The following is a 16943-nucleotide window of genomic DNA, read 5'->3' as shown; positions in this document are numbered from 1 at the left end:
GCACACGCTCGGCTTCGCCATAGATCTTGCGGAACTGCTTTTCGGTCAGGTCGCCGTAATAGCCCTTCAGCTTCTGCTTGGCGCGCAGCTGCGTACCGAAGTCGGAAAGCTTGTTCTTGCGGCGCTGGCCGTGCTGGCCCGGCCCGTATTCACGCTTGTTCACCGGGGATTTCGGACGGCCCCAGATGTTTTCGCCCATGCGGCGGTCAATCTTGTACTTGGCAGAGGTGCGTTTGGTCACCGCTGATCTCCTTCTATGTTGTCGAAGGGCGTTGTCCTCTGACCCGAAGGCCCGACAGGCTTCCCCTCGCGGGGGCCACCAACACCAATGAAAAGCCCCGGAATCTCTTCCGGGACTGGCGGGCTTATAGAGGCATGCGCGGCAGAGTCAACGGGGCTCAGCCAGTTCCGACACAAGCGCCTTGCGTCCAAGTTCAGTATAGGCGGCGCAGTCGGGCGTCAGAACACGAAGCTTCGCGGCCTCGTACATTTCAAGCTCTTCCGGTGTCAGAACTTCGCGCCACCGGCCATTCGTGCCCTTGTGGAAGAAGGTCTTCAAACCTTCAGGCCAGACCTGGTTGGCTCCCTCGACGGGCATCGGGCCGGTCTTGGCCCCATTTTCGCGCAGCGCGGTAAAGGTCGTGGCCTCCACAATCCCGGCAACCGCCCGGTCGCTCAGCGTGATCCCGAGGTGCCCTGCCACCCGGCGCACCTCTGCCGCCGGGTCAGCCAGAAGATCGGCAAAATGCACGAAAAGGATGTTCGGGAGATGCCGGAAGTTCCACCAGCTTTGCGTATGCCCCATGTTGGCGGAATGCGGATAGCCCTCTGTTTCCCACGGGAACCAGCCCCGGTTGATCCAGCCCGCCCAGAACGCATGGATATCCGCCCCGACGCCCGGCATCGGCTCGCCAACCCGCGCGGGCGAGGCGTTGATCATCTCGATCACCGCGGGCGACATCTGCGACAGGTGGTTCCAGAGCGACATGAACACATCGCGCGCATCACGGACGCAGACGATGTAGCGGGTGCCTGCGTGATAGGGCAGGGCCTCCAGCGACAGATGGCTCTTCATCACCCGCCGGTGCGTCTGTGCCGCCAGTGTCGCCGCCATCGGCGCCGGATCCTCACGCCGCCGGTCCACCCAGGGCGAGACATCGGCGACGGCGGGCGCTTCACCGCCCCGAAAGATCATCTGCAGAACGATGTTCTGCATCCAGGTCGTGCCCGATTTGTAGGACGTGCTGATCACGACATCCCCGTCACGCGGGGTCACAAGATCCCAGTTGCGGCTTTCAAAACCATAGTTGCGATACTCCCGGCTGCGGGAGGGTAAGGTCTGCGTCATCAAAATCTCCTAAGTCTTGTCGTAAAATGCAATTTGGTAGGGAGTGCTTGTGTAACGCTCGACACCGCCGGGGCAAACCCGACCAGGGCATCACTTCAGTGTGAGGCCGCCCATTCGGCCGGATTCAGCCGTTCACATCAACGACAACCCGCCCCTGCACCTCACCCTTCAGGATCGCCGAACCCAACGCAGGCAGGTCCGCCAGCACCGCAGGCCGCACCATCGCCTCCAGCTTGTCCATCGGCAGGTCCGTGACGATCCGCCCCCAGGCCCGCACCCGGTCGGCATAGGGCTTGGTCACAGAATCGATCCCCAGAAGGTTCACCCCCCGCAACAGGAACGGGATCACACTCGCCGGCAGCCCCGCACCCCCGGCCAACCCCACAGCGGCAACCGAGCCGCCATACTTCATCTGCCCCAACACCCGCGCCAGCATCGCGCCCCCCACGGCATCGATGCACCCCGCCCAGGTCTCGCTTTCCAACGGCCGCTTCACCGTCTCCGCCAGCTCCGCCCGCGGCACGATCCGTGCGGCCCCGAGGTCCCGCAGATACCCCTCCGTCTCCGGCCGCCCCGTCACCGCCGCCACCTGATACCCCAGCCGCGCCAGGATCGCGACCGCGACCGAGCCCACACCACCCGCCGCCCCGGTCACCAGCACCTCACCCTTCTCCGGCACCAGCCCATGATCCTCCAACGCCAGCACCGCCAGCATCGAGGTGAAACCAGCCGTCCCCACCGCCATCGCCGCCCGCGTCGTCAGGCCCGCAGGCAACGGCACCAGCCAATCCGCCTTGACCTTGGCCTTCTGAGCATACCCGCCCCAATGAACCTCACCCACCCGCCAGCCCGTCAGCACCACCTTATCGCCGGGCTTGTACCTGGCATCCTCCGACGCCTCGACCACCCCCGCAAAATCGATCCCCGCCACATGCGGCCAGGCCCGCACCAGCCCCCCACCGGTTGGAGACAGACACAGCCCATCCTTGTAGTTCAGCGTCGAGTACTCGACCGCAACCGTCACCTCGCCCGCAGGCAAGACGCTCTCGTCCAACTCGCGGACATGGGCGACAGCGGCATCGCCCTCCTTCTCCAGAACCAGCGCGCGGAACATGTGGGCCTCCCCTTCAGCTAATCCCAGTTGCGCCCGAGCGGGGAAGCATTGTCAACCCGAGCCGACTTTGCCCGCAACCTTGACCACCACCATGGCCAGCGCCGCGAAGAACAGCTTTGCGATCGCCACAGCTTAGGGTGGAGCAGGGCCAGAGGATTACGTCCCGACCTGACGGATTTCATCGCGTGGGCGAATGCCGTGAGGTAATCGACCCAAAGTCTCTTTTGGGGTTATTTCAGATCAATGTATGCGAAGATAAGGTCTTCAGACGAAAACTTTGCGGCTTCTGTTCATCTTACAGACCAGATCCTTAGTCACGTACCTTTTCACCCGACGCGTCGATGCACGCGATGCCGCCGACATTTTCTGTATCCATATGAAGTGACGTTAGGTACCAAACTTCTGTGTCTGGGTTAACCCAAACCCCTACCCATTGTATCTCCGGAACTTCCCTTAGTCCGGAAAGTTCAAGTACGAATCCCGATGCGCGGATTTCGTCATAGAGTTGGATAGTAGGCAGGCAGTAAGGAATGTCCAACGCGCTGACTCCTAGTTCCGCCAACGCCTATCATGGATGCGGCAAAAGAAAACGAAGAAAGATCTATAAGATGTAATTCAGATCTTCCCAAACGCCCTTTAGAGTTCGGGGGGAAGCGCTTAGCCCACTCAGTTCAGTAGGCACCCCTCACCCACACTTCGAATGCCCACACGACCCGCAGGTCAAACACCCCTCCACCATCCGCAGATCATACGACCCACAGGCCGGACAAGCCTTCCCGCGCGGAGCCTCGCCGACCACCATCAGCTCGGCCTTGGGGTCGGATTTCAGCCCCAGCCCTTCACCCTCGATAAAGCCAATGTCGATCAGATGCCGCTCGATCACCCCCCCGATGGCGGCAAGGATCGACGGGATGTACCGCCCCTCCATCCAGGCCCCACCGCGCGGATCGAAGACCGCCTTCAGCTCCTCCACGACAAACGAGATATCCCCGCCCCGCCGGAACACCGCCGAGATCATCCGGGTCAGGGCCACCGTCCAGGCGAAGTGCTCCATGTTCTTCGAGTTGATGAACACCTCGAACGGCCGCCGGTGCCCTGCTGTCACGATGTCGTTGATGGTGATGTAGAGCGCATGCTCCGACCCCGGCCACTTGACCTTGTAGGTCTGCCCCTCCAGCGCGGCGGGGCGGTCCAGAGGCTCGGACAGATACACCACCTCGCCCCCCGTCACTGGCTGCGATGCCACCGGCGCGGTCTGCTTCTCCGACACCGTCAGCACGGACCCCGTCACCTCATTCGGCCGATAGGTCGTGCAGCCCTTGCAGCCCTGATCCCAGGCGGCCATGTAGACCTCCTTGAAATCGTCAAAGCTGATGTCCACCGGGCAGTTGATCGTCTTCGAAATCGACGAATCCACCCATTTCTGCGCCGCCGCCTGCATCCGCACATGGTCCAGCGGAGGCAACGTCTGCGCATTCACGAAATGCTCGGGCAGCGGAGCCTCCCCGAACTTCTCCCGCCACAGCCGCACCGCGTAATCGACGACCTCCTCCTCGGTCCGCGACCCGTCTTTCTGCAACACCTTCCGCGTATAGGCATAGGCAAACACCGGCTCGATCCCCGAAGACACATTCCCCGCGTACAAAGAAATCGTCCCCGTCGGCGCGACCGAGGTCAGCAGCGCGTTCCTGATACCATGGGCGCGAACAGCCTCCCGCACATCCGCATCCATCCCCGCCATGTTGCCCGAGGCCAGGAACCCCTCCGCCTCAAACAACGGAAACGCCCCCTTCTCCTTCGCCAGATCGACGCTCGCCAGATAAGCCGCCCGCGCGATGGCATGCATCCAGATCTCGGTGACCTTCGCCGCCTCATCCGACCCATAGCGCAGCCCGACCATCAACAAAGCATCGGCAAGCCCCGTCACCCCTAGCCCGATCCTCCGCTTAGCCTTGGCCTCCGCCGCCTGCTCGGGCAAGGGAAAGCGCGAGGCATCCACCACATTGTCCATCATCCGAACCGCCGTGCGCACCAGCCGGTCCAGCGCCCCCATGTCCATGGACGAATGCGGATCAAACGCGTCCCTAACCAGCGTCGGCAGGTTGATCGACCCCAGCAGACAAGCCCCATAAGGCGGCAACGGCTGCTCGCCGCAGGGGTTCGTGGCCGCAATCGTCTCCACATAACCAAGGTTGTTCGCCGCATTGATCCGGTCGATGAAGATCACCCCCGGCTCGGCATAGTCGAAGGTCGACCGCATGATCCGGTTCCACAGGTCCCGCGCCTCGACCGTCTTGTAGACCTTGCCGCCGAAGACCAGCTCCCAAGGCCCGTCCGCCTTGACCGCCGCCATGAACGCATCGGTCACCAGGACCGACAGGTTGAACATCCGCAGCCGGGCCGGGTCCTTCTTCGCCTCGATGAACGCCTCGATGTCCGGGTGATCGCAGCGCATCGTCGCCATCATCGCCCCGCGACGCGACCCCGCCGACATGATCGTCCGGCACATCGCATCCCACACATCCATGAACGACAAAGGCCCCGAGGCATCCGCCGCCACCCCCTTCACCTCCGCCCCGCGCGGCCGGATGGTACTGAAATCGTACCCGATCCCCCCACCCTGCTGCATGGTCAGCGCGGCCTCTTTCAACCCGGTGAATATCCCCTCCATCGTGTCCGGGATCGTCCCCATGACGAAGCAGTTGAACAGCGTCACCGACCGCCCCGTCCCCGCCCCCGCTGTGATCCGCCCCGCCGGCAGGAACCGGAACCCCTCCAGCGCCGCATAGAACTCCGCCTCCCACTTAGCCGGGTCCGCCTCCACCTCGGCCAGCGACCGCGCGATGCGACGCCAGCTGTCCTCCACCGTCCCGTCGATGGGCGTCCCGTCGGCTTCCTTGAAGCGGTACTTCATGTCCCAGATGGCTTCGGCGATGGGGGCATCGAATCGCGACATGGGGCGAATCTTCCTTCAACTTGTGGATAAGACAGGCGGAAGGCCCAAGATACGCCCCACGCCCCCCTCGGTCAACTTGAAGCCGCCGCCAGGGGGCCTATGATCACCACATGATCAACCTCCTGAAACTCAGCGTCGGCTCCGACTCGGTCGAGGACCACGAATCCTGGCAGATCAGCCAGCGCCCCCACTGGCCCGAGGGCAAAGCCATCCACGTCACCCGCATGTGGCCCAAACGGGAAACCGAGGTCCTGGACGGCGGCTCGCTCTACTGGGTGATCAAAGGGGCGATCCTCTGCCGTCAGCGGATCACGGACCTGCAAGAGGTCAACCTCGGCGACGGCATCCCCCGCTGCGCCCTCATCCTCGACGCCGAAATCATCCGCACCGAAGCCGCCCCCCGCCGCCCCTTTCAGGGCTGGCGCTACCTTGACCCCAAGGACAGCCCCCGCGACCTCCCCAAAGCCCGCGCCAAGGACGACCCCCTGCCCCCGTCGCTGGCCCAGGCCCTGGCCGAGATCGGCCTGCGCTAGGCTGCCTCGAACAGCTCGATCAGATTGCCTGACGGGTCCTCGACCAGAATCTGGCTCCCTCCCGGCCCCTTGACGATCGCATTGCGGAACGCCACCCCCTCCGCTTTCAGCCGCGCGACCGTACCCGCAAGATCCTCCACCTGCAGCACGATCCGCGCCCACCCGCCGGGGACAGGTTGCGCCCCGTCCGGCATCGGCTTGCTGGCAGACGCCATCGGTCCTGCAAGCCAAAGGGTCAGGTCATCCCGAGTGACGATCGCCATGGCCGGGCCGAACTGCTGGTCCAGCACAAAGCCCAGTGCCCCGGTGTAGAAGGCCACCGAAGCATCCACGTCGGTGACAATGTATCGAACTTCGGCCATCGCGGATCACTCCCAAACGCCTGTCGCATCCTCCTCGTGCACTTCGTGTACTCATCGGGGCTGCCCCAGCGAGGAGTGCACGAAGTGCTCGACGAGCGGTTCCACAAGACCCGATCACGCTAGGTGATCAGAAGTTGTTCGGATTGCCCGGAACGATCGTTCCAGTGCCACCGTCAGCACCGTTCTGGACCCAGGTCACAGCATCACCCTCGATGCGCACGTTCCAGCAATCCGGAGCCGCATCATAGGTGAAGCACATCGTATCGCCCTCGATCGCCCACTTGCCGGTGTAATCCGCGCCCTTGATGGTGCCGTCCTCGGCATAAAACTCGGTGTAGGCGCCCGAAGCACTCATGCTCCCCTGCACCGTGTTGCCCGAGATCGCCGCAGTGATCTCCGCCCCCGTCGCCATCTCCTCGGCGGCCGCCGCAAAGGGCGCCAGCCCGATCACCACTGCTCCAACCAGACGTCCCAGCATCCTTTGTCCTTTCCTGTTGACCATGTCTTCATCTAACCCCCTCCCCGCCTGCGTCCAGCCCCCACCGCACGCCCCCCTCACCAAACCCTAACCACCATGCGCTCTCCTGCCGCACAAACAGGAGCACACCCATGGACACCCTTCACCACCTCCCCCTCGCCGAGATCGACCCCCACGCCCTCCTCCGCGACCGGAGCGCCCTTGACCCCGCCGCCCTCGACGCCCTCAAGCTTTCCATCGCCACCGAAGGCCTCCGCCTCCCCATCGAGGTCTGGCAGCTTTCCACCCCCCGAGACGGCTTCACCCACGGCCTCATCTCCGGCCTCCGCCGCCTCACTGCCTGCCGCGACCTCGGGCACCAGACCATCCCCGTCCTCCTCCGCACTCCTGCCTCCATCGCCCAGGCCATGGCCTCCATGGTCAGCGAAAACGAACTCCGTGAGCCCGTGTCGCCTTGGGAAAAAGGCACCCTCATCCTCGCAGCGATTGACGAGGGCCACTTCGACACCCCCGACACCGCCATCGCCGCCCTTTACCCCATCGCGAACCGCATGATGCGGATGCGCATCCGCAACTACGCCACGGTGGTGCATGGCCTGGAAGGTCGCCTGACCACGCCCGAGACCCTTTCCCAGCGCCAGATGGAAACCCTCGCCGCAGCCCTTAACGGCGGCCACGAAGACCTTTTGATCGCTACGCTCATGCCCTTGCGCAAGGCCTCGCTTGAGACGCAATGGACCGCCCTCCGCCCCATCTTCCAGGACCTCGCGTCCGAGCCCACCGACCCCAAAACCGGCCGCCCCCGCCGAATGCTCCACCTCCGCCAAGGCCTGACGATCCGCCGCGAGCCCACCCCGACCGGCTGGGTGCTGCGGTTCTCGGGGCCGGAAGCGAAGAAGGGCGGGTTGGTCGACGATGTGCTCGACCACGTAGAGCAGTGGTTTCAGAAGGAGTGAGGGGCCGTTGGAACGGGCGCAATGCGGGAAAGAAGATGTTCTACAAAGGAAGCTCGAACCGCCAAAAAAGGAATGGTGCGATCTGCGTCATTTGGCCCTCTTACAACTACTCCAACCACTTTTCCCTCATGCAACACCGGTCCGCCGCTCATACCTTCATACGTACCGGACAACAGCGCAATGACATTGTCAGTCGTCGCAGGTGCGCCATCGAAGGTTTGGCGTGAGAATCCAGTCACTTCGGTGGAACTGATGGTCAAAGATGCGCTATGTAAATTTGATGGGTACCCTGCGGTTTGGACCGCCGAGCGAATGCAGACGCCGGCGCCTTCCACGGCGTTGGCCAGCTGCAGAAGCGCGGCGGGTCGGAAGGCAGCGATTGGGGATCGAACTCGAATGAGGGCAACGTCGTTGTGATCGTCTCGAGCAATCTCGTCCGCATCCATAGAGAAACTTGGGTTATGCCTCGGAAAGATCCGAAGGTTCGGCCCGAGGCAATGTGCGCAGGTCACGAACAAGTTGTCTTCGATGGCGAAGCAAGTTCCAACCGAACCGCCACCAGTATCATTTTCGAGGTACCAAACGGCGGCGTTTAGAACGTCTCGATCTTCGACCAAAGGAATTAGAAAGTCTCGACCAGACGATAGATCATTAAATCTCTTGGCTAAGGCGCGAAATACCTGATCTGTTGAACCCTTTACTTGCCGAATAAACTCAATCTTGCCTCTGAGCACCCATTCGAAGTTGCTCGCCTCCTGTTGCGGCAGACGTCCGCGATCAGGCCGCTTCTCGTTGAAGTGCCTAGCAGTTGCGGCAGCAAGGCCATTGACTTCCCAGTCATGCAGCATCGCCCTGACACTGCGCACAAACTTGCGCTTGACGTTAACCTTCACGTTAACCACCAAGCCCGTCACTTCTTGCTGGAAGGCTTGTCCGAGCAGACGAGTCTTAGCATGATTGATCCGAAAGCCGTTGTCCTCAATTATCTGCTGAAAGCTCTCGGACAAGTTGAACTCGACAAGGCTCTCAGGGTCTGCGAACCGCCCGATGGGAGCCGGGAATGTTCGACGGTTGGAAGAGATAGTTATATCGTCCGCATAGCGCGTGTAGGTGCACCCAAGCTGCCTGCAGAACCGCGCCAGCTCTGCGTCCAACTTTTCTGTCACGATGTTAGCCAACATCGGCGACAACGCACCGCCAGGCATAAGAACGCTGGTTGTGCGGCTTACGCCATTCACTTCCTTTACCGTCTGAAAACAAGCCACATGAGCAATGAACTGGGCAATCTCCTCAGCGTAATGGTAGGGCGGCGCCATCAATCGGCCCCGCACACGTCCGAAATGGATCGTCTCGAAATAGTCCTCAAGGTCGATGTTCAGCACCCAGCGCTTACCAACATGCTGCCTAGCATTGCTAACGATGCTACGCTGATGATCACCCACGAAACCGTGAACCTGAGCCCGGGGCTGAAAATCAGCTTCGATAAGACGCAAGAGGTCGCGCTGCAGCTTGAGGAGCGCGATCCTTGGCGCACAGATGCGGCGGGTGCCACCGCTCTTCTTGGGGATCGTGAATTCCTTATATCGGACGCTTGGTGAAAGCCCGTAGGCTATGTGGAACATCTGCCGCTTGTAATTCCTGCGCAGGCGAAATGCGACCTGACGGAGGTTATGCAAAACCTTTAGGGACATCGGCGCACCAGCAATCCGTAATCTCGCATTCCCAACATCGAGGGATCTCGGATGATCCGATAAGTCAAGCGTGAGGCGAGTTGAACATAACCTACTCGCAGGTGTCGCAGGTGGCACGACACTAGGTTGATTGCGGACCGCTGATGCTAGTCGATCGGTACTACGCCAAACCGCCACAATCAACCGGCACGTTAGACAAACCACTCATTGGATGGGCGCTAACCCACCAGTCCCGCTGTGCCTAAGGTCAATCTCTTAACAAACCCCTAACGCCCCCCCTCTAACCCATTGGAATCCTTTGCGGCCTCCAGGCGTAACTCAGCGTTACGCCCCCTCAGACCGGAGACCGGACCCCCAGCATCCCCGCCAGCCGCCCCATCGCCGCCCGGTCCGCCTCGGTCCAGTCCGCCACCGTCGACCCCCAAAGCACCGCCTCGCTCTGATGGATCAGCCCGTCCGAAAGCACCCGCAGATGGTTCGCCCGCAACGTCTCGCCCGACGAGGTGATGTCCGCGATCGCCTCCGCCGTCCCGTTCTTCACCGTCCCCTCGGTCGCCCCCTGGCTGTCGACCAGCTGATAGTCCGCCACCCCCTGCGCCTGCAAGAAGTCACGGACCAGCCGGTGATACTTGGTCGCGATCCGCAACCGATGTCCATGCACCCCCCGGAACGCCGCCGCAGCCGCGTCGAGGTCATCGACCGTGTCGACATCCACCCAGACGTTGGGAACCGCGATGATCAGGTCCGCCTGACCAAACCCCAGCCGCGCCAGCTCCACCACCTCGTCGGCACCCTGGCCGAGCTCTTCATGCACCAGGTCCGACCCCGTGACCCCCAGATGAATCCGCCTCGCCGCCAGTTCCCGCGGAACTTCCCCGGCCGACATCAGCACCGGAACGACACCCTCGATCCCCTCGATCACCCCGGAGTACTCCCGGTCCGACCCCGCCCGCCGCATCGCCACGCCGCGTGCACCGAACCAGTCGAAGCAGTCCTGCATCAGCCGCCCCTTCGACGGCACCCCGATCCGGATCATGCCGACCTCCGCAGCCGTGCCACCAGTTCTGGCCAGATCACGCCACCCACCGCCGGGATCGAGGCGCCCGCACCCAGCACCTTGGTCAGCGCATCATAGCGGCCGCCCGACGCCACCGGGGGCAGCGCCTCGGCATGGAAGCTGAAGACGAAGCCATCGTAGTATTCCAGGCTCGTCCGCCCGTGGCTCGCCTCGAAGGCCAGCCGTTCGACGTCGGCGCCGCGCATGGCCAGGGCCTCCAGCCGCGCCGCAAACCGGTCCACTGCCGGTTCGATGGCAGGCAGCATCGGGGTTATGCCGCGCAGGTGGGTCAGGGCCGCAGCAGCCGGGGCCTCAAGGCCGAGGAGATCGTACAGCAGCGCCGCCTCAGTCGCCTTGATCGGCGGCGTCCCTGCGTCCGCGACCAAAGCCTCGGCCCGCGCCGCGATCTCGTCCGCCGAGCGCAGGCCGACAAACGTCCCCGCCTCCTCGATCAGCTGCGCAGGCGACCCCACGGTTAGCCGCTCCAGCAGCTGCACCCGCGCCGCAGGCACCGGAGCCCGGCCCGCAAACCGATCAAGCAACGACTTGAACCGCTTGGGCCGCCAGACATGCCGCAACAAAGCCGCCTTCCGCCGGTCCGATGTGTCCAGCCCCCGGACGGCCGCCATCAGGATCCCGATATCCCCGGTCACCGGGCGGAGCTTCAGATCGGCCAGAAGACCCGCGAAAAGGGCAAAGACCTCGGCGTCCGCGACCTCGGGGGCGGAGCGGTCAAAGACCTCGTACCCCGCCTGCATATACTCCGATGCCCGGCCGGACCTGCGATCCTGCTTCCGGAAGACCTCACCCAGATAGGCATACCGCGCGGGTTCCGCCCCATGCGCCATGTGGGCCTGCACGACCGGCACGGTGAAGTCGGGCCGCAGCATCATCTCGCCCCGGACCGGGTCATGCGTCACGTAGGCCCTGGCCCGGATATCCTCGCCGTAAAGGTCGAGAAGCGTCTCGGCAGGCTGCAGGAGATCGGTCTCGACCGGCACGGCCCCGGCCCGCAGAAAGGCCTGCAGAAACCGCTGCCCCTCCGCGCGGATCGCGGCCTTGGGGGTCATGCGACCTCTCCCGTCCCCGCGCCCCGGCCCGACCAAAGCGCCTCCCCTCCCCCTCTGTGGGGAGGGGATGGGGGTGGGGGGCACACTACAGAAACCGCCTGCGCCCTCATTTCCCCAGCATCTTCCGCACTTCCGCCACGAGGTCGGCGCGGGGAACCCCGACCTGAGCCGGGCGGTCCTTCCATTCCTCCAGCGTAGCACTCTCGGCGATCTTCGCGCCCAGGATCAGGTCCTTCAGGATCACGGTTCCAGCCATAGCCTCGTTCCCCCCCTGGATCACCGCGACCGGCGACTGCCGCTTGTCGGCGTATTTCAGCTGGTTGCCGAAGTTCTTCGGGTTCCCCAGATAAACCTCCGCCCGGATGCCCGCCGCGCGCAGCTCACCCACCATGGCCATGTAGTCCGCCATCCGGTCCCGGTCCATCACGGTCACGACCACCGGCCCCTCCGCCTCAACCCCGATGCGCCCCTTGGCCCGCAGCGCGGCGAGGAGACGATCCACTCCGATGGAGACCCCCGTCGCGGGCACGTCCTGCCCGGTGAACCGCTTGACGAGGCCGTCATACCGCCCGCCCCCGGCGACCGAGCCAAAGTTGCGGGGACGGCCCTTTTCGTCGGTGATCTGGAAGGTCAGCTCCGCCTCATAGACCGGGCCAGTGTAGTAGCCGAGGCCGCGGACGATGCCGGGGTCAAGGACGATCCGATCCGGGCCGTAGCCCTGGGCGTCAAGCAGCGCGGCGATGGCTTCGAGTTCGTCGACGCCCTCGGCCCCGATGACCGACGCGCCCACCAGCTCACGCAGCCGGGCTACCGTGGCCGTGCCAGTGTCTCGCTTGGCTGTTGTGAAGCCTACAACCAGATCGGCTTGATCCCTGGACAGCCCCGCGCCTTTGGTGAAGTCGCCGCTTTCGTCCTTGCGGCCCGCACCCAGCAACGCCCGCACCCCGTCCTCTCCCAGCCGGTCGATCTTGTCGATGGCGCGGAGGACGATGCCGCGTTCGGGTTCTTTGTCGTCTCCGGAAAGGCCAGCGACCTCCATCACTCCGTTCAGGACCTTGCGGTTGTTGACCTTCACCACATAGTCGCCGCGGGGGATGCCGGCTTCTTCCAGGGCGTCGGCGAGCATGGCGCAGATTTCGGCGTCGGCGGCTACCGAACTGGACCCCACCGTGTCGGCGTCGCATTGGTAGAACTGGCGGTAGCGGCCCGGACCGGGTTTCTCGTTCCGCCAGACGGGGCCCATGGCGTAGCGCCGGTAGGGGCTGGGGAGGTCGTTGCGGTACTGGGCGGCTACCCGAGCCAGGGGGGCGGTCAGGTCGTAGCGGAGGGCGAGCCAGTCGCTGTCCTCCTCCCAGGCGAAGACGCCTTCGTTGGGGCGGTCGACGTCGGGGAGGAACTTGCCGAGGGCTTCGACCGTCTCGACGGCGCTGGTTTCCAGGGGGTCGAAGCCGTAGCGGTGGTAGACCCCGGCGATGCGGTCGAGCATGGCTTTCCGTTCGGTGACCTCGGCCCCGAAATAGTCGCGGAAGCCTTTCGGGGTCTCGGCCTTGGGGCGGCGGGGTTTGTCCATGGGGTGGCCTTCGCTTGTCGACGGGGTCCGTGTATCCTTTGGGCGCGAGGCGGGCAAGGAGGCGGCTATGCGGGAGCTGGAGGAGAGGGTGGCCCATCTGATCCGGGCGGTGGAGGACCTGTCGGATGTGGTGGCCGCACAGGCCTCGGAGATCGACCGGCTGACCCGGATGGTGGGGATGCTGGCCGCAAGGGAGGCCGAAAGGGAAGCGGGCTTTGCAGAGGCCCCGGAGGCCAGTGTGAAGCCTCCGCATTGGTGAGGTTGACCCGCGGTGGGTCAAGGGGGTGGGGTGAGGGATTTCAAGGGGTTAGGGAGTGGGTAAGGTTTTGTTAACGATTTCGAGGCATCAAAACAGAATAGTTTTCTCTGGCCTTTTCGTCGCCAGTTAGTAGATGGTACTCTCCAAGACAACGGAAAAATACAAACCCAAAAGGCAGTTGCGGCATGCAGCGACTCTTCGACGCTCTTCAGCTTTCCCGGAATGGAAACGCTCTACTTTTTTGCGGCGCCGGCTTCACAGCAGACTGCCTAAATTTTGACGACGACGGGCCTGTGGGTGTTACAAGGCACTTGCTGCTTCTTCTGAATTCGACCCTTCACGATGAAGGCTTGAGCTCAGGTTACAAAGACATCCGGAACGCCGCGAAGAAATTTCGTACTGAATTGGGCAACTATCGTCTCATGCAGCTGCTCAAGGATCGCTTCAAAATAAGCAGGGTTTCATCGTCCATATCAGACCTGCTCGCGTTCCCCTGGGCACAGATATACACGACAAACTATGATAATGGAATAGAGGTTGGTCTGCAGCAGATCAGCAAGAAATTTCAACCAGTCAACAACACCGATAAGCGCCCAGCCGACTCTAAATCGCTTCAAGTTGTTCACCTCCACGGCTTCATTGAATCTTGGACAACAGAGAATTTTGAAAGTAGCTGCATTCTGGACTCTGATTCCTATCGGTCTCTCACGAGCGTAAAGAAGTGGCTTGAAGAGTTGCGAGTTGACATCGAAAGAGCACAGGCCGTAGTGTTTGTTGGATTTAGCGCAAACGATTTTCATCTCTCACAAGTCCTTTTCAATGTCACGGAGCTGAAAGAGAAAGCATTCTTTATAAATAGACCTGCCTCGGAACCCGACCCCGACGAGCGAGCTGTGCAGGAGGAGTTCGGAACTCCACTCTACATTGGCCGTGACGGTCTTTTTGAGATCGTCTCAAGTGCCCTGAAGTCTGACGCGCCTAGGGAACCAAGGCTAGCCTCCTTTCACCGTTACCACTCACCACGGCCAAGCGCTTCAGTTCCACCGGTTGGCGACATTGAAGACTTGTTCATTTGGGGCCGTCTCTCCCCCGAACACTTCAAGCGTGACCATAACGAAGCAAAATCGGACTATCATGTTCTACGGCGCGATGTCTCAACGATTACCGAGGCCTTTTCATCTCCCGGAAAGTCGATCTTACTCCATGGAGATATTTGTGATGGAAAGACATTTATCGCTAGAGGTGTAGCTGACCGGCTTTATGGAAGTCGACCTATCTTCAATCTACAACACCCCTATGACGACCTACTCGGGGAGGTTGCGTCGATTCAGTCGATCTATCCAAATGCTGTCTTGATCGTTGAAAATTGCTTTTCCATTAGAGAAGATCGCTTGCTCGGCTTAGCGAGAATGTGGGCTTCTGGCGAAGGAAATTTGCTTCTGACCGCAAGGAGTATCTCGACCGAAGCGGAGAGCGGAAAGCTGCGATCTCTTCGCTCTATTGAGAATCTGGGCGAGATGAGTGTCGGACGTCTGGTTGACGACGAAACAATCTCGCTAGTTGCGCTGATCGATCAAATCGCTGGCTGGACCAAACTAAAGGTGCTGTCTCCCAATGACCGTAGGAGATTCATTGAGAACGATTGTGGGGGAATTGTCCCAAGTGTGCTGCTGCGACTTCTCAGCTCGGAGTATGTGCGCGACCGCTATCGCGAAGAGTTCAACAAAACATCCGATCTTGATCCCCTCTCGCGGCGAATGATTTTGGCCGCGCTTATCATAGCTAACATCGGGTTTGATGCACCTGTTTCCTTTCTCAGCAATACCTTTGAAGAGGACTTTTCTGGTGTCGTAAGGAGGGCCAACCAGTTTAACGGAGATCTCAAACTAGTCAGAGTTGATGGCAATGTTGCAAAGACTGTGCCTTCAATTGGCGCAAGAAACCTGCTTAAGAATATTGTTCCCGACAAAGAAGTCGTGGATACAACGATTTTCGTGCTGGAACGAATGGGAAGTGAGGTTAGGCGCGGTGATTTTCAGCAGCACATTTTTTCGCAGCTGATGCGCTACTCTATTCTCAGCTCGGCCGTGTCGGATACGTCCGAAATAAATCGCTTTTTTGATCATATTTCAAAAATCGGATATTTTCGAGATATGCCGCTGTTCTGGCTTCAGTGGCACATGGCGATGTGCGCCCAAGAACGATGGAACGATGCCGATAAGTATCTTTCAATGGGTTACACAGCAGCTGACGCGTACGAGAAGAAGAAACAGGAGACTTTCAATCGAAAGCAGCTGGATGATCGGCGTGCGAAATTTCTCGCTGCAAGAGCAATAGCTTCCATGAGGTCGGGATCGGAGCTGTTTCGCGACATCAAGGAGTCGCTTGACATTGCAGGCCGATTACTTCGCGATTCGGAATTGACGTACCACCCCTTTGAGACGCTATTGGACATCGGGCGGCTTTTCGTCGCGAGAGGCAGCACGCTTATTGAAGCACAAAGAGAAATACTGCTTGCTCAACTTGTTGGTGCCGGTTCGCAGGGTAGGAAGCGTGTCAGTTCTGTTCCAGAGGGTTACCAGCAGTCCCATGCTAAGGCCGCTCTGCATGAATTCGATTTGCTGACTAAAGGTGGCCATTGATCACCGCCTCTGAAACTTATCCTCGATCAGGTCGAAGATGTCGTCGATCAGGGCGCCCTTCCGTGCCTCCTCCCCTGTAAACCGCAGAAGCCAGCCGTTGCGGCAGGGTTCGCGGCGGATCGTCAGGCCCTGTTTCAGCTGGAGGAGCCTCCTCGGGCGGCCAGGGCGGGTGGGGGTGGTTTCGGGCTCGTCGCGTTCGTTGATCAGGGGGAGGAGGGCGGACCATTGGGACTCCAGCCCCTCGCCGCGGCGGGCGAAAAGGGTGGCGCGGATCACGTCCTCCATGTTGCTGCGGAGTGCGGTGGCGATCCGGTCCATCTGGCGGGTGGAGAGACGTTCGGGGGTGGAGAGGAGGCCGTCGAGCGCCTCGGCCACGTTGGCGAAGTAGCGCAGGCGTGTGCGGGTCTGGCGGGGGAGGGCTTTGTAGAGTGCGGCGACGGCGGCGTCGGGGGTTTCGAAGTGGCCTTCCTCGACCGTGGCCATGATGAGGAGGCCTTTCTCCCAAGGGCTGACGGGGGAGCGGATTTCGTTTTCGGTGACCATGGCGGCCATGGCTTGCGGGATCGAGGCTGGGGTGCGGAGGAAGGCGGGGATGGTTTGGTGGCCGAGCGCTCGGGCGGCGGTGAGGCGGCGGAGGCCGGAGATGAGGCCGTGGGTATATCCGTCGCGGGGGGTGGAGAGCTGCCAGACCTCGATGGGCATGCGGAGGCCCTCGGTCGCGATGGAGTATTGGAGCTGGTGGAGCGCTGCGGGGTCAAGTGCTGTGCGGTCGCGGAGGAGGGCGTAGGGGTCGATCTCAGTGAGGGGGAGGTGGGTGAGGGTGTCCATGGGCATGCTCCTTTTGGCGGGAGGAAAGCGCATGGTGGTTAGGGTTTGGTGAGCGGGGCGTGCGGTGGGGTGCGGGGGA

Annotated in this window: 14 protein-coding genes and 1 pseudogene; 4 read left to right on the top strand and 11 right to left on the bottom strand. The window is 61.8% G+C overall.

The window, feature by feature from the left end; genetic code table 11:
* The 4 genes and pseudogenes from ACRCSW_RS03100 to ACRCSW_RS03085 all read right to left on the bottom strand — a co-directional run.
* Nucleotides 1–241: pseudogene (locus ACRCSW_RS03100) on the bottom strand (30S ribosomal protein S4); the annotation flags it as partial.
* A 147-nt stretch (nucleotides 242–388) separates the two neighbouring features.
* Entirely contained in the window at nucleotides 389–1348 is a 960-nt protein-coding gene (locus ACRCSW_RS03095; RefSeq protein ID WP_438702522.1) for a sulfotransferase domain-containing protein, read from the bottom strand.
* Nucleotides 1349–1472: 124 nt separating this feature from the next.
* The gene (locus ACRCSW_RS03090; RefSeq protein ID WP_438702521.1) at nucleotides 1473–2462 is read right to left on the bottom strand and encodes an MDR family oxidoreductase; all 990 of its coding nucleotides are present in this window, start codon (nucleotides 2460–2462) and stop codon (nucleotides 1473–1475) included.
* 685 nt (nucleotides 2463–3147) lie between these two features.
* On the bottom strand, nucleotides 3148–5418 hold the full coding sequence (locus tag ACRCSW_RS03085; RefSeq protein WP_438702520.1) for an adenosylcobalamin-dependent ribonucleoside-diphosphate reductase: 2271 nt from the start codon (nucleotides 5416–5418) through the stop codon (nucleotides 3148–3150).
* 110 nt (nucleotides 5419–5528) lie between these two features.
* Here ACRCSW_RS03085 and ACRCSW_RS03080 point away from each other — a divergent pair, with 110 nt between their 5' ends.
* Nucleotides 5529–5951: a DUF1489 family protein gene (locus ACRCSW_RS03080; RefSeq protein ID WP_438702519.1), complete on the top strand. Its 423-nt coding sequence runs from the start codon at nucleotides 5529–5531 to the stop codon at nucleotides 5949–5951.
* On the opposite strand, the gene ACRCSW_RS03075 is transcribed toward ACRCSW_RS03080, so the two are convergent.
* Together ACRCSW_RS03075 and ACRCSW_RS03070 are read right to left on the bottom strand one after the other, a co-directional pair.
* Entirely contained in the window at nucleotides 5948–6313 is a 366-nt protein-coding gene (locus ACRCSW_RS03075) for a VOC family protein (RefSeq protein ID WP_438702518.1), read from the bottom strand. The genes ACRCSW_RS03080 and ACRCSW_RS03075 overlap by 4 nt on opposite strands.
* A 127-nt stretch (nucleotides 6314–6440) precedes the next feature.
* Entirely contained in the window at nucleotides 6441–6791 is a 351-nt protein-coding gene (locus ACRCSW_RS03070) for a hypothetical protein (protein WP_438702517.1), read from the bottom strand.
* A 131-nt stretch (nucleotides 6792–6922) separates the two neighbouring features.
* Between ACRCSW_RS03070 and ACRCSW_RS03065 the strand changes: the two genes are divergently transcribed.
* Nucleotides 6923–7747 carry a ParB/RepB/Spo0J family partition protein gene (locus ACRCSW_RS03065; RefSeq protein WP_438702516.1) on the top strand — a complete coding sequence of 275 codons (825 nt, stop codon included), beginning with the start codon at nucleotides 6923–6925 and terminating at the stop codon, nucleotides 7745–7747.
* On the opposite strand, the gene ACRCSW_RS03060 is transcribed toward ACRCSW_RS03065, so the two are convergent.
* The 4 genes from ACRCSW_RS03060 to hisS all read right to left on the bottom strand — a co-directional run bounded on the left by ACRCSW_RS03060 (nucleotide 7735) and on the right by hisS (nucleotide 13135).
* A complete protein-coding gene (locus ACRCSW_RS03060; protein WP_438702515.1) occupies nucleotides 7735–9369 on the bottom strand; it encodes a reverse transcriptase domain-containing protein in 1635 nt (544 codons plus the stop codon). The two genes, ACRCSW_RS03065 and ACRCSW_RS03060, sit on opposite strands and share 13 nt — an antisense overlap.
* 403 nt (nucleotides 9370–9772) lie before the next feature.
* A complete protein-coding gene (gene hisG, locus ACRCSW_RS03055; protein WP_438702514.1) occupies nucleotides 9773–10474 on the bottom strand; it encodes an ATP phosphoribosyltransferase in 702 nt (233 codons plus the stop codon).
* A complete protein-coding gene (locus ACRCSW_RS03050; protein WP_438702513.1) occupies nucleotides 10471–11565 on the bottom strand; it encodes an ATP phosphoribosyltransferase regulatory subunit in 1095 nt (364 codons plus the stop codon). The genes hisG and ACRCSW_RS03050 overlap by 4 nt, the downstream gene beginning before the upstream one ends.
* Nucleotides 11566–11671: 106 nt before the next feature.
* Nucleotides 11672–13135, bottom strand: a complete 1464-nt coding sequence (gene hisS / locus ACRCSW_RS03045; protein ID WP_438702512.1) for a histidine--tRNA ligase — start codon at nucleotides 13133–13135, stop codon at nucleotides 11672–11674.
* A gap of 67 nt (nucleotides 13136–13202) precedes the next feature.
* Here hisS and ACRCSW_RS03040 point away from each other — a divergent pair, with 67 nt between their 5' ends.
* Nucleotides 13203–13394, top strand: a complete 192-nt coding sequence (locus ACRCSW_RS03040; RefSeq protein WP_438702511.1) for a SlyX family protein — start codon at nucleotides 13203–13205, stop codon at nucleotides 13392–13394.
* Nucleotides 13395–13579: 185 nt separating this feature from the next.
* Nucleotides 13580–16036, top strand: a complete 2457-nt coding sequence (locus ACRCSW_RS03035) for an SIR2 family protein (RefSeq protein ID WP_438702510.1) — start codon at nucleotides 13580–13582, stop codon at nucleotides 16034–16036.
* Here the strand turns inward: ACRCSW_RS03035 and ACRCSW_RS03030 are convergent, their stop codons facing one another.
* Nucleotides 16037–16864, bottom strand: coding sequence for a ParB/RepB/Spo0J family partition protein (locus tag ACRCSW_RS03030; protein WP_438702509.1), 828 nt, complete (start codon nucleotides 16862–16864; stop codon nucleotides 16037–16039). It lies immediately after the preceding gene.
* Nucleotides 16865–16943 lie beyond the last annotated feature (79 nt).

Origin of the sequence: Tabrizicola sp., from assembly GCF_051645465.1 — a bacterium.
GTDB lineage: Bacteria > Pseudomonadota > Alphaproteobacteria > Rhodobacterales > Rhodobacteraceae > Tabrizicola.
Note: the sequence above shows the minus strand (reverse complement) of the source record. Positions and strands in the feature narration are given on the sequence as shown.

Bases quoted from the DNA above. Each gene is read 5' to 3' on its own strand.
- ACRCSW_RS03095 (WP_438702522.1), bottom strand. From the start codon at position 1,348: ATGACGCAGACCTTACCCTCCCGCAGCCGGGAGTATCGCAACTATGGT.
- hisS (WP_438702512.1), bottom strand. From the start codon at position 13,135: ATGGACAAACCCCGCCGCCCCAAGGCCGAGACCCCGAAAGGCTTCCGC.
- hisG (WP_438702514.1), bottom strand. From the start codon at position 10,474: ATGATCCGGATCGGGGTGCCGTCGAAGGGGCGGCTGATGCAGGACTGC.
- ACRCSW_RS03090 (WP_438702521.1), bottom strand. From the start codon at position 2,462: ATGTTCCGCGCGCTGGTTCTGGAGAAGGAGGGCGATGCCGCTGTCGCC.
- ACRCSW_RS03070 (WP_438702517.1), bottom strand. From the start codon at position 6,791: ATGCTGGGACGTCTGGTTGGAGCAGTGGTGATCGGGCTGGCGCCCTTT.
- ACRCSW_RS03085 (WP_438702520.1), bottom strand. From the start codon at position 5,418: ATGTCGCGATTCGATGCCCCCATCGCCGAAGCCATCTGGGACATGAAG.
- ACRCSW_RS03075 (WP_438702518.1), bottom strand. From the start codon at position 6,313: ATGGCCGAAGTTCGATACATTGTCACCGACGTGGATGCTTCGGTGGCC.
- ACRCSW_RS03080 (WP_438702519.1), top strand. From the start codon at position 5,529: ATGATCAACCTCCTGAAACTCAGCGTCGGCTCCGACTCGGTCGAGGAC.
- ACRCSW_RS03060 (WP_438702515.1), bottom strand. From the start codon at position 9,369: ATGTTCCACATAGCCTACGGGCTTTCACCAAGCGTCCGATATAAGGAA.
- ACRCSW_RS03050 (WP_438702513.1), bottom strand. From the start codon at position 11,565: ATGACCCCCAAGGCCGCGATCCGCGCGGAGGGGCAGCGGTTTCTGCAG.
- ACRCSW_RS03065 (WP_438702516.1), top strand. From the start codon at position 6,923: ATGGACACCCTTCACCACCTCCCCCTCGCCGAGATCGACCCCCACGCC.
- ACRCSW_RS03040 (WP_438702511.1), top strand. From the start codon at position 13,203: ATGCGGGAGCTGGAGGAGAGGGTGGCCCATCTGATCCGGGCGGTGGAG.
- ACRCSW_RS03035 (WP_438702510.1), top strand. From the start codon at position 13,580: ATGCAGCGACTCTTCGACGCTCTTCAGCTTTCCCGGAATGGAAACGCT.
- ACRCSW_RS03030 (WP_438702509.1), bottom strand. From the start codon at position 16,864: ATGGACACCCTCACCCACCTCCCCCTCACTGAGATCGACCCCTACGCC.